9 protein-coding genes are annotated in these 12,858 nt (G+C 52.2%); all 9 read right to left on the reverse strand.

What is annotated here, in order from left to right; genetic code table 11:
• Positions 1-5: 5 nt before the first annotated feature.
• Complete coding sequence (locus J2T14_RS28550) at positions 6-1,550, reverse strand: ABC transporter ATP-binding protein (protein ID WP_307476457.1); 1,545 nt, start codon at positions 1,548-1,550, stop codon at positions 6-8.
• A 126-nt stretch (positions 1,551-1,676) separates the two neighbouring features.
• Entirely contained in the window at positions 1,677-2,744 is a 1,068-nt protein-coding gene (locus tag J2T14_RS28555; protein ID WP_307476460.1) for a BMP family lipoprotein, read from the reverse strand.
• 530 nt (positions 2,745-3,274) lie between these two features.
• The gene (ftsH, locus tag J2T14_RS28560; RefSeq protein WP_307476462.1) at positions 3,275-5,287 is read right to left on the reverse strand and encodes an ATP-dependent zinc metalloprotease FtsH; all 2,013 of its coding nucleotides are present in this window, start codon (positions 5,285-5,287) and stop codon (positions 3,275-3,277) included.
• Positions 5,288-5,386: 99 nt separating this feature from the next.
• Complete coding sequence (hpt, locus tag J2T14_RS28565; RefSeq protein ID WP_307476464.1) at positions 5,387-5,926, reverse strand: hypoxanthine phosphoribosyltransferase; 540 nt, start codon at positions 5,924-5,926, stop codon at positions 5,387-5,389.
• Between the two features lie 58 nt (positions 5,927-5,984).
• Positions 5,985-7,397, reverse strand: coding sequence for a tRNA lysidine(34) synthetase TilS (gene tilS / locus J2T14_RS28570; protein WP_307476466.1), 1,413 nt, complete (start codon positions 7,395-7,397; stop codon positions 5,985-5,987).
• A 43-nt stretch (positions 7,398-7,440) separates the two neighbouring features.
• The gene (locus tag J2T14_RS28575) at positions 7,441-8,364 is read right to left on the reverse strand and encodes a serine/threonine protein kinase (protein WP_307476468.1); all 924 of its coding nucleotides are present in this window, start codon (positions 8,362-8,364) and stop codon (positions 7,441-7,443) included.
• Entirely contained in the window at positions 8,348-9,073 is a 726-nt protein-coding gene (locus tag J2T14_RS28580; RefSeq protein WP_307207959.1) for a hypothetical protein, read from the reverse strand. Before J2T14_RS28580 ends, J2T14_RS28575 begins: the two co-directional genes overlap by 17 nt.
• Positions 9,074-9,375: 302 nt before the next feature.
• Complete coding sequence (spoIIE, locus tag J2T14_RS28585; protein WP_373458225.1) at positions 9,376-11,811, reverse strand: stage II sporulation protein E; 2,436 nt, start codon at positions 11,809-11,811, stop codon at positions 9,376-9,378.
• 510 nt (positions 11,812-12,321) lie between these two features.
• Positions 12,322-12,828, reverse strand: coding sequence for a S1 domain-containing RNA-binding protein (locus J2T14_RS28590; RefSeq protein WP_307207960.1), 507 nt, complete (start codon positions 12,826-12,828; stop codon positions 12,322-12,324).
• Positions 12,829-12,858 lie beyond the last annotated feature (30 nt).

Raw genomic sequence — 12,858 nt, forward strand, 5'->3', positions numbered from 1 at the left:
TTAGGCTACCCCCTCTTCTCCAGATGGCTTCGTTCGGGCCGGTTGCCGGCCATCATAAGGCCGAGCTGCTGATCGTCGCGATGAACCGCATCGACCTCGCCCATAATGGCGCCTTCATACATGACGGCTATCCGGTCGGATAGCGAGTAAAGCTCATCCAGCTCGAAGGAAACAAGCAGAATCGCTTTTCCTTGGTTGCGGGCTTCAACCAGTCGTTTATGCACATATTCAATGGCCCCGATATCGAGCCCCCTCGTCGGTTGTACCGCAATGAGCAGATCGGGATCGCTATGAAGCTCCCTGGCAATAATCGCCTTCTGCTGATTGCCTCCCGACAACGCGCGAGCATGCGTATGTATGCCCGACGTACGGACGTCGAATTCATCGACCAGCTTCGTTGCCAGCTTGTCCATTGCTCCATAGTCAATGAACACGCCGCGACCGAACTCCGGCTCGAAGTAACTTCCAAGAATCATATTTTCGCTAAGCGTGAAATCGAGCACGAGTCCGTGCTTATGCCGGTCCTCCGGAATATGTCCAACGCCTGCGAGCGATACCTTCCGAGGCGACTTATTCGTTAAGTCCCGATCGTTCAGCTTCACGCTGCCGCCGCTTACTTGACGCATGCCGGTAATGGCATAGATCAACTCGCTCTGACCATTGCCGTCAACGCCGGCAATGCCTACAATCTCGCCAGCTCGAACATTGAAGCTGACACCGTTTAACACTTGCTTGCCCTGCTCGCCCTTCATTTGCAGCGAGTCTACCGAAAGCACAGTCTTACCTGGTTCGTTCTTCGTCTTCTCCACCTGGAACGATACATCTCTGCCAACCATCAGCTCGGCAAGCTTGCGCTCGTCCGTCTCCGACGTACTGACTGTACGCACTACCTTGCCGCGGCGAATGACGGTAACCGTATCGGCTAGCGCCATAACTTCCTTCAGCTTATGCGTAATAATGATGATCGATTTGCCTTCGGCAGCCAAATTACGAATGATCTCAATCAGTTCTTCGATTTCCTGCACCGTAAGCACAGCCGTCGGCTCGTCGAAAATAACGATCTCCGCGCCCCGGTACAGCGTCTTCAGTATTTCAACCCGCTGCTGCATGCCAACGGTAATATCTTTAATCCGCACTTGCGGATCTACTTTCAAACCATAGCGTTCGGATATGTCCCGAACCTTCTCATTCGCTAGCTTATAGTTAATGCTCAAGCCTTTCTTCGGCTCATTGCCAAGCACGATGTTCTCCGCCACCGTAAACGGCTGAACAAGCTTAAAGTGCTGATGCACCATGCCTATGCCAAGCTCAATCGCTTTGGCCGCTCCATCGATAACCGTTTTCTCGCCGTTCACGTAAATCTCGCCTTCATCCGGCTGATACAGCCCAAACAAGATGTTCATGAGTGTCGATTTACCTGCGCCATTCTCGCCTAGCAGCGCATGTATCTCACCTTTTTTGAGCTCAAAATCGATCGAATCGTTGGCCACTAGCCCAGGAAATCGTTTCGTTATTCCTTTTAACTGTACAGCCGCCAAGTTCCGGTCCATTCCTTCATCATCTCCCCGGTCAATTACCGTATTGAGTGCTATCTTCACTTAACAAAAGACAAGACCGGCCCAGAAGCCGGTCTTATGTCCCTACTTTCCATTACTGCACTTGCAGTTGTTCGTTTATTATGCAGCCGGCTCAACTGGTACCGTGATTTCGCCGTCGATAATTTTTTGTTTGAATTCCTCTACTTGCTTGAGGACATCCTCAGGAAGGTTTTTGTTCGTCTCTGGCAAGCCAACGCCATTATCCTTAAGTCCAAGCTCTTGCGTTGTACCGCCAGCGAATGTGCCGTTGATCAAATCTTGGGAAATTTTGAATACGGCAGCTTCAACGCCCTTCATCATGGAAGTAAGCGTGACTTCATCGCCGAATTCAAGCGATTGGTCCTTATCGACGCCGATTACCCAAACATCGTCGCCTGCATTTTTGCGAGCTTTCGCTTCATTGAATACGCCATTGCCCGTTGCGCCTGCTGCATGGAAAATAATATCAATGCCTTTGTCGTACATCGTTGCCGCGGCAATCTTGCCAAGGTCTGGCTTGCCGAATTCACCCGTGTAATTCACGTCTACAACGATTTCCGGTTTAACAGCCGCTACGCCAGCCTTGAAACCGGCTTCGAACTTCTTGATAACCGGAATTTCCATGCCGCCTACGAATCCGATCTTGCCTGTTTTCGTCATAAGGCCGGCAACAACGCCAACAAGGAACGAGCCTTCGTTCTCGGCGAACGTAATGGAAGCTACGTTAGGGGCTTCAATTACGCTGTCGATAACAGCGAGGTTAGCTTCAGGATTCTCGCTAGCTACTTTCGACAAAGCATCGTTGAACAAGAAACCGATACCCCAAGTGAGATTGTAACCGTCCTTCACGAACTTATTCAAGTTCGGCTCCATGTCGGCGTCGCCTTTGCTCTCTAAGTATTTCGTCGCTGCGCCGGTTTTTGCCGTCAAATCCTCTAACGCTTCCCACGCGCTTTGGTTAAACGATTTGTCGTGAACGCCGCCAACGTCGGTAACCATACCGATCTTGAAATCTTTACCGCTGCCGTCCGATTTCACTTCCTCTTCTTTGGCGCCTTCGTTGTTGCCGCCAGCTGCACCCTCGTTATTGGTCTTGGCTCCGCAGGCCGATAACACAAGCGTTGCAGCAATAATAAGCATAAGCATTGTACTAAGTGTTTTCTTCATACTTTTTCTCTCCCTCGCACCTGATTTGGCAATACCTCGCAACCCCGTTTACTTCTTTATTCTTGCTGTTTTTGGCCGCTATTATTTCATTATAGTTACAAAAAAATAAACGTCAACGATTTAATGTTAGGTTTCGTAACATAAAATCAAAGGAGACGCTTTCATGTAACAATAATGTTACATATCGACCGGAAGATGTGATTCCTAGGTTAGTTATTGCTGATATTTGTTAAAGAATCACATCCCTAATTATAGGCTATTTCCGAACATTAGTAAACAAGCATAAACGGCTTAAGCCGCCCTATAACGAGGCTAACGTTCCGTATTTTCTGATGTCGTTAAGGATGTAACGTCGTCGATAAACGGTATGCGGTGATATATGGGCATTCATGTAAGCGGAAACCTTATACTCCTATATTTTGAGAAGAAACGATTCCGGCGTCCTGTGCCATAAAATAAACGGCAGACCGGAGACAATCGTCTCTGGTCTGCCGTTTAAGGCCTCCGTCCGTTAAGGGACGCCAAGCTTATTAAGATTTGTTATTATCCGGATCTTCCTCAGACGTATCCTGCTTCTCAAGCTTCGGACCGTTAGCGTCAGCCGCTTCGTCCTCGCGAGTCTGAATGCGCACCTTCACATCGCCAACCGTCTCAATGACTGGAACGGATGTTAGTTCTCCCACTGCCGAACCGGAAGTTACCGAGTCGCTATCCGTAAGTGCGCCCGTCTCGATCAACGATTTGATTTGATCCAACTCAAGCGTCTCTTCGGTAAGCAACGTTTGGGCAATCAGATGGATTTCTTTGCTCTTCTCGGACAATAGCTTCTTCGCACGGCTGTAGCATTCACCTATGATCGACTGCATCTCTTGGTCGATCTCGTAAGCAATCGCATCCGAGTAATTCTGTTCATGACCGATATCGCGGCCCAGGAACACTTGGCCTTGAGTGCTGCCGAATTGCATAGGTCCGAGCTTATCGCTCATGCCGTATTCCATAATCATGCTGCGAACAATGCTTGTCGCTTGCTTGAAGTCGCTGTAAGCGCCTGTGCCGATTTCGCCGATGAACAGCTCTTCGGCTACGCGGCCGCCGAGCAATCCCGTAACTTTATCAAGCAGTTCCTGCTTCGTTACAAGCATGCGGTCTTCCTTCGGAAGCATGATGACGTAACCGCCGGCGCGTCCGCGAGGAATGATCGTAACTTTGTGAACGGTATCGGCATGCTCCAGGAAGTAACCGATAATCGTATGACCCGCTTCATGGTAGGCGACGATACGTTTCTCGCGATCGCTGATGATACGACTTTTCTTCTCCGTACCGACAATGACGCGGTCAATCGCTTCATCCACTTCCTGCATGGCAATGTCCTTCTTGTTGCGGCGAGCGGCAAGCAACGCCGCTTCATTCAACAGGTTCTCCAAGTCCGCGCCTGTGAAGCCCGTTGTACGCTTCGCAATCACATCAAGACGAACGTCCTTGGAAAGGGGCTTATTACGGGCATGAACCTTCAGCACCGCTTCTCGTCCCCTCACATCTGGGCGGTCGACCGTAATCTGACGGTCGAAGCGTCCCGGACGAAGCAAGGCCGGATCAAGAATGTCCGGACGGTTCGTTGCGGCAATAATGATAATGCCCTCGTTAGCGCCGAAACCATCCATCTCGACAAGCAATTGGTTGAGCGTCTGCTCGCGCTCGTCATGGCCGCCGCCAAGACCGGCGCCGCGTTGACGGCCTACCGCATCAATCTCGTCGATGAAGATAATACATGGAGCGCTCTTCTTCGCATTTTCGAACAAGTCCCTTACTCGCGATGCGCCGACGCCGACGAACATCTCGACGAAGTCGGAACCGGAAATACTGAAGAACGGTACGCCTGCTTCGCCTGCAACAGCGCGGGCCAGCAACGTTTTACCTGTTCCCGGAGGCCCGTTAAGCAATACGCCCTTCGGAATGCGTGCGCCTACCAGGTTGAACTTGCGAGAATCTTTCAAGAAGTCGACAACCTCGACGAGCTCTTGCTTCTCCTCGTCGGCACCCGCGACATCCTCGAACGTAATCCGTTTCTTCTCTTCATTGTATAAGCGTGCACGGCTTTTGCCGAAATTCATAACTTTGCCGCCGCCGCCCTGTGCCTGATTCATCAGGAAGAAGAACAGGACGAATATAATGACGAAAGGAATAATGGACGTAAGGAACGTAAGCCAAATGCTTGGCTGATCCATTTCCTTGCTTTCCATCTTGAAGCCGTACTTCTCTTGCCATTCAAGAATTTGCTCCTCGGCTCTGACGCTAATCCGGGATACGAATTGGTCGCTCTCGGCCTTCTCGGGAGCTTTAATATATTTACCAGTAACAAAATAAGTCTGGTTCTCATACTTCAAGCTTAATTCCGCTACATTGCCTGATTCAATGGCCGTGCGAAGCTCATCGTATCTTAAACCAACGGTAGTCTTATTCTGGCTGCTGATAAATTGAAAAATCCCAACGGTCACCAAAAAGATGATTAAATAAAATCCAGTATTACGGATGATCCGATTCATCCCCAACCTCCTCTCAGGCGCTTAAAATATTTTACCATAGCATGACTTTCCATAACAATAGAGGCAAGATGGAGAGGGCATGTACGGTTAATTGCGTGTTTACTTTTCATAAACCTCAGGTTTAAGGACACCGATATACGGAAGATTCCGATATTTCTCAGCGTAATCCAGGCCATACCCGACAACGAACGCATCCGGCAGCGTGAAGCCTTTGTAGTCCGCCTCGAGATCGACGGTACGTCGCGCCGGCTTGTCAAAGAGCGTAACGATCGTAACCGACTTCGCGTTGCGCCGCTCAAGCACATCGATCAAGTAGCTAAGCGTCAGGCCGCTGTCGATAATGTCTTCCACGATCAATACGTCGCGACCTTCGACCGAAACATCAAGATCTTTAATAATCTTGACGACGCCCGACGACTTCGTCGATTGTCCATAGCTCGATACGGCCATGAAATCAATCTCCAGCGGCACATCGATTTCCTTAACGAGGTCCGACATAAAAATAAATGCGCCCTTAAGAACGCAAATAATAAGCGGATTGCGCCCCTCGAAATCCCGGGTCAGCGTCTCGCCAAGCTCCTTTACCTTTGCCTGAATCTGTTCTGCATTATAAAGCACTTCCTGAATGTCGTTACGCAAAATACGGATCCCCCTACGCCTTAACTATGTTTATGAGTGTACCAGTGCGTCTTATTCGTTAACCGCGGGTCGCCCTAATGAACAGCACATCTTGCGTATCACGCACCGTAAGCGCATGAGCGGATCGCCGTATACCGGGTATCCATAGCAATCGTCCTGCCGCATCGAACAGCAGCGGATAAAGTTGTCGCTCCGACGGAGCAAGCTTCTCGTCAACGAACATATCTTGCACTTTTTTCGAACCATTTAATCCTAAAACTTGAATTCTGTCGCCGGGACGACGGTTGCGCAAAGTGAGCGGATAAGCAAGCTGCGCCAGATCGAAGCAAGCCTCATACCTCGAAGCCGGCTTTCGGCTGTCGATACTTCGAATACGATCGAATTGAAAGCTCCAGCCCGAGACGGAATCGATATCCGATGCAGTCTCGTTCACCTCGAAGCTGTATTCGTCAGCAGGACGCCCATGCGACTGCTGCGAAGCTTGAACGAAACGAAGACTATCGTATTCCCTCATGCACCTAACCCCTGCACCCGCATCCATTCGCCAAGTGCTAGGAGCGTGCTCCGCCGCGGCAAGCCGCATCGTTTCCACTTGTTCGAAGGATATGTTTTCCGTGCCCGTTGAAAGATACCTTAATATTAGTTTAATCAATCTCCTTTGTAAAGCGACGTGAAAGCCGCGTAAATCGGCACAGCTTACCGCATATTCTCCCTCGGAGACCGTGACAATCTGCGAAAAAAGCGATGCCGTCTGCTGTTCTATCCACTCGTCCTCCGCCCCGGCCACATCGGCGAGCCGTTGCAGCGATTGAGGAAGCTGGGGATTGAACTGCGTGAGGTAAGGCAAAATATCCAGACGTATTTGATTACGAAAATAAGTGCGTTTGTCGTTGCTGCTGTCCATGCAATAGGGTATGTCGTGCTCATCGCAGTAACGAACAATGTCTGACTTGTTCATACGCAGCATCGGCCGAATAAGTTCCACGTTTTTTTCGCGGCGTTTCGAGACCATTCCCGCTAGGCCCGTTAAGCCCGTTCCTCGCAGCAAACGCATAAGCACGGTCTCCGCCTGATCGTCGGCATGATGCGCAAGCGCGATGCGCGTCGCCCCGAAGCGCGACGCGGCCTCGTACAAAAACGCGTATCGCCGCTCCCGCGACGCCGCTTGTCCGTTCATGCGCGTTTCTTCTATATAGGCTGGCATATCGAGCGTGATCGCCTCGAACGGCACGCCTAATTGCGCGGCATAATCCCGTACGACGGCAAGCTCCCGCTTCGATTCTTCAACACGGAAGCCATGATTCACATGAGCGACGCTGACGCTCAGCTTGCCAGCTTTCATGAGAGACGACAGCATATGCAGCAGCGCCATCGAATCCGGACCGCCGGATACGGCTGCGACGATGCGGTCGCCTTCGCTCCATAGCTGCCGCTCGGCTGCCGCCCTCTCTAATTCCTGTTGCAAATTCATAAGTAATGCTGCCTCCGTTTCTGTTGACGCATACGGTCCATCGTCACAGCATGTTGCGAAGCAACCAATATACCGAGGTAACCAGCAGAATCGCCGATGCCGCTGCAAGCCCCTTGAGCCAGCCCGGCGTGGACGATGGACGGTGAGTGTCTCTCCGGTGCATAAGCACTCGCCAAGCTTCATAACCTTCTTTCGCATTCATGAACCCGCCGGCGAGCGCCTTGCGAATCCAACCGGCAATCGGCTTAAGCGCTTGACTGCTCTCCACGATCTGCTGCAGCTCGTCGGCCGAGCGATTCTGCGGCAACAGCTCCAGCGTCAACTGATGAAGCTGCTTCGGCTCATGCAGTTGAATGCACAGCACGGCAAAGGAGAATATATCATAACGCTCATCCGCCGATCTTGGACCGCCGTTCCAATACCCGCGATCATAGATCTCGGTAAATTGGCGAATGCTCTTGCCCTTCGCCGTCACCCCGCCGAAGTCGACAAGCTCGACATGGCCGTAATCGCCAACGAGTACGTTCTCGATCTTCAGATCCCCGAATACCCAACCCGCTTCGTGCAAATGCGACAGCTTCCCCAGCAAATTAAGCCCAACCAGCGGAAACCACTCCGTTCCCTGCTTCTTGAAATAGTCGGCGAGCGTCAATCCTCTTACGTAACGCATGATATAGAAAGGATACTCCTTTCCATCCGGCCCATACAAGTCGTCCACGTCGTACAGAAACGGCTCCAGCCCATTTCGCTTCTGCTTCGCGATGGACTGGAGCACATTAATTTCGGATTGAAGATCGACGGCATCGGCGCCGACCTTCAGCGCATACCACGTACGGCCCTGCTGCACGAGATATACTTTACCGTTAGCGCCTTCGCCAAGAAGCTTCTCTACCCTGTAGCGACCTTGATTCCACTTGCCGGTGACGGTCGCTCCTCGCCGCAGCTCCCATTTAAACGACGTAGCCACTCATCATCCCATCCGTTTCATCTCTGCTCTGTTTACCATAATCCCCATGACGGTAAAAATCAATGACCTGCATAAGCGCCGGTCCCGTCGGCGTCGTTCCGCCCATCTGCAGCTTCGGAAAAATCGCATGAACGCCGTTCAAGTGGCTCGTCCAGCCAAGATCCATTGCGCAGTCGTCGCCATGCCGCGATGCAGGAAAGTGGAACACCGCTATTTCACTCTTGCCCTGCCGCGCCTGCAAGCTAAGCATCAGATCGCGAATCGCTTCCTCAACCGCCGCCATCTTCGGCTTCATGCTTGCGCTGGCATCGATCAGCAGCGCCACTTGGAGCGACGACGTCTCGCCAAGCTCATCGATGACGCGAACGACCTCGCCGCGCTTCTCCGGCGGCAAGGCTTCGATTGAACCGTTGCCGAGCACCTGCTTCAATTCCTTCTGCACGGCAAGCTGTATCGTCTGCACGACCGTCTTGCGCGTCATCATCTGCACCGTCTGCGATAGCTGGCGCATATTGACAAGTCTGCTCAAGCCGCCGCCCGCGCGGGCGATCTCCTCGATCTCCGATGCGCCCATCTCGCCCGCATCGCCTTGATCGAGCACGCCGACGACATTGACCGAGATCCCCTCCGACTGCGCATGCGCCGCCGCCACGACCGGGCTTAGGCCCACGTTCGAGCAACCATCCGTTATTAATAAAATCTGCTTCATCTTGAAATCCCTCCTGAAGGAAAGCATAGTCTTCCTATCAGCTTTGCCTATTTCGGGAGAGATAAACAGCTAGACTAGCAAAAAATATGTACTCTCTTCTATGTATATCATCGGCATGATGCAGCAGGGGATGAATAAATCCTAATGCCTATCCTGCCATTGCTTCGTTGTTTCGTTGCAGAAACTGCAACGGCAACGCCAAAAAGCATGATGTCGCGGCAACTGGCCTGCTCAGTCGCTACGAAATCATGCTTCTTCGCTCAAAGGCATGCATGAGGCGCAAGATATTGGCCTGATAAGATCTAACTCACCGTCCTTGGACGCTCAACCTTCGATATGCCCGGCCAGCGGAACGATGCCCATTCCGGCATATGCTTGTCAATCCGGGCGACAAGTACCGTCATATCGTCAACGATCTCGCCTTCATGGTAGCGAACAACCCGTTCGAGCAGCGCATCGGCCATCTCCTGCGGATCCTCCGTCTTCAGCTCGCTAATAATCCGCTTCATCCACATCTCTTTATTGACCGCGTGACCCGGGGCATCATAAATGCCGTCGCTCATCATAACAAGCGTATCGCCGGGCAGCATCTGCACCGAGATAATGTCGACATCGATCTCTTGCAAAATACCGATCGGCAAGTTATTGGCCGAAATCGGAATTACTTCATTGCCACGCCTAATGAAGCTTGGCGTCGAGCCGATCTTCATGAACGTCGTCTGCGCGGAATACAGATCGACGATCGCAAGGTCCACGGTCGCGAACATCTCATCCGACGAGCGCAGCAGCAGCACCGAATTGACCGACTTCACTGCCAGCTTCTCATCCATGCCCGATTGCAGCAGCTGCTGCAGGATCGACAGCGCCGCGCTGCTCTCCTCGCGAGCCCGCTCGCCGTTGCCCATGCCGTCGCTGATCGCCACCGCGAACTTGCCGTTGCCAAGCTCGGTCATCGTAAAGCTGTCTCCCGACAGCAGATCGCCGCCCTTCGCCGCGCCGGCGATGCCCGTCTCTACCTCGAATTGCTTCGCCGAGCCGAACATCACGAGCGTCGGCTCTCCGCTCTTCAGCGGCGGAACTTCCGATTTCACCGCGATATGCTCGCCTAGTATATCGCTAAGCAACGGCGCGATAATTTTGCGGCATTCATCAAACCCCTTCCCGAATGTATGATACACCTCAATATCTACATTTCCCTCCTCCAGATTCACAATATCGATGCCCTGTATCGATAAACCGAGCCCCTCGACCGCCTCCCGGATCTGCTCCTCCTGCAGATGCAACGTCTGTCCCTCGCGCTTGATTTCCCTTGCCAAATCCTCCATGACCTGCGACACCCCGAGCAATTGATCGGCGACAAGCTGCCTGGAGTCGAATATTTGCTTCTTCCAGTGCATATTATTTTTATATAGCTCGTACTGCTGCTGCATATCGGCGAGCACGAGCGGCGTTTTGACGCAATGAGTCGTCCAAGACTTCGGCACGTCCTTATTATTGCGCGGTACGCGATCCTCCTCCACCGTCGTCATCATATCGGTCATCATCTTGTACGTATGAAAAAACTTGTCCTCCCAACATGCATCCCGTCTATGGCAGGAAGCGCAAGTTTTCTGTGCAACGGCACCCATAAAGTGATTAATCTCATCCTCCCGCTTGACATCCGTCACGCTCTTGTTCAGTTGACCAAAGCTGCGCGACAGCTGGCGGAATACATCCGAGTATTGCGTTACGCGGTCCGCCGTCACCTCGCGGACCCGTCTCGCATACTCATGCTGCGACTTCGCATGCTCGTTCGTTCCCGGCACGTAACGAGAGATGGTGCGAATCATCGCACGCGGCGTCAGCATCAGCATCGTAGCGGCGGCTACCGACTCCCACGTCGATGACATCACATCGGCCTGGCTGCCTACGTAGATCGAGAGGATCGACGTGCCAAGCAGCATCCCGAAAGCGGTTGCCATTTTGCCGCCTTCGCGAAGCAATCCCGCCAGCAGTCCGGCGAACGCCAGCAAACTCATCTGAACGATAGCTCCGTAATCGGCCAGGCTCAGGATAAGGCCAGCTACGACGCCGACCGATGCGCCCAGCGGAGCGCCGCCTGCCAGGGCGAACAGAAGCAGCATATACCTCGACATGACATGCTCGGCGGATAACCCGTAGAGCACCCATCCGACAGCCCCCGTCATCACCGACGCCAGCAAAATCATCAAACATATAATTTCCTCGTTCTTCAAAGAGGCCGATTTCTTCGTCATCGTGAGCACCGGTATCGCCTGAATGAAGACGAGCGTGAGCACGAAGCTGAGCCCCGCTTCCACGACGACAAGCATGAAATTGTACCAGCTTAGCGAATCGCCTATGAACACGCCGAACAACTGGACAAGCAGTGTCGCTGCGAACACGACGATCGGAGCTGACGTGAGCTCCGCACGTTCATAGGACTCCAACCCTTTAAGAAATAAGAATAAGACCGCAATCTCCATCGCAATCCACATCGGCGCCGGATCGGCCGCGAACCAGCTGCCGCCAACGAGCGAAATGGCCACCCATAAGTAAATGTCTCTCCTCAAAAAGTAGATGACCGCGAAGTAAGCTGCCGCGAATGGCATCAATGACCCTAGAATGACCGCTCTTCCAAGCAGGAATGCGACAGCAACGAGCAGAAACGTCCACTTCTTGGCTAAGAGAACTTGAATGAAATGCCGCGCTGCCGCCCATTCTCGTCCTTTCCGCATCATGACCTGAATCAGATTTGTCCGATTTCCTTCGGGGAGCTGCACCACATTTTCCTTTTCCACTAAACAGACACCACCATTCCGAGTTTGTTGTGTTTTTCATTATAGGAGGTTGTCCGCATGAAGTTTGTCAGTTAACGGAATGCGTCAAAAAGTTTTTTCCGACAAAAACAATTGCAGGCGCAGTCATTGTCATGACCATTCCAAACCCAGCGCCAGCAAGGCTTTGCACAGCCATGTCTTCCTTCTGTTGACAAATTCGGCTCAACAAAAATCGTCGCCAGCTATCTCGCTTAACTGTCAAATGGTGGGTGTAACCTGTCGGTATTGATGGAGGATCGGAGAAAAGTTTTTGGACGAGACGGGTCGCGGACGCAATCCGACAACCTAAGTCCCTCATCACGAAGATGTGCCTATGCAGCGAGTAGAGTAGGACGATAGTATGGCGAGAAGACGCAAAAAAAGCAGAACCATAAAGGTTCTGCTTGATGTATGATGGGATAACGATTCAGCTTATACCCGCTTGGCACCGCGTCCGCCGCGTTTGCCCTCCGTGTTTTTCTTCAAAGAGGAGATGCGTTCTTCGCTGTCTTTCAGGAAGCGCGACATTTTATCCTCGAATGACGGTTTACCGTAAGCCGGTCTGCCAGACGATTGCTTGTTGAAGGGACGGCCGCCTCGGTCTTGTCCTCCACCTCCGCGGTTGAAACGTTCTCCACCACCGCCGCCTGCGCCTGCTCCGCCTGTACGCTCACGTTGCGGTGGCGGCTGTTGGCCTTCTGGTCGGTCAATGGCTTGCTTAATGGAAAGGCCAATCTTGCCGTCTTTGTCCACGTTGATCACTTTGACCTTCACGACATCATCGATCTTGAGGTGATCCTTCACGTCCTTGACGTAATTATCAGCGATTTCCGAAATGTGAACGAGACCCGTGACACCTCCCGACAAGTCGACAAATGCCCCGAAATGCGTAATGCCTGTCACTTTTCCTTCTAACTTGGCGCCCACTTCAATTGCCATAAAATAAAATGTTCCTCCCTAAAAGTTTTG

Source organism: Paenibacillus harenae (assembly GCF_030812415.1).
GTDB classification, from domain to species: Bacteria; Bacillota; Bacilli; order Paenibacillales; family Paenibacillaceae; genus Pristimantibacillus; species Pristimantibacillus harenae_A.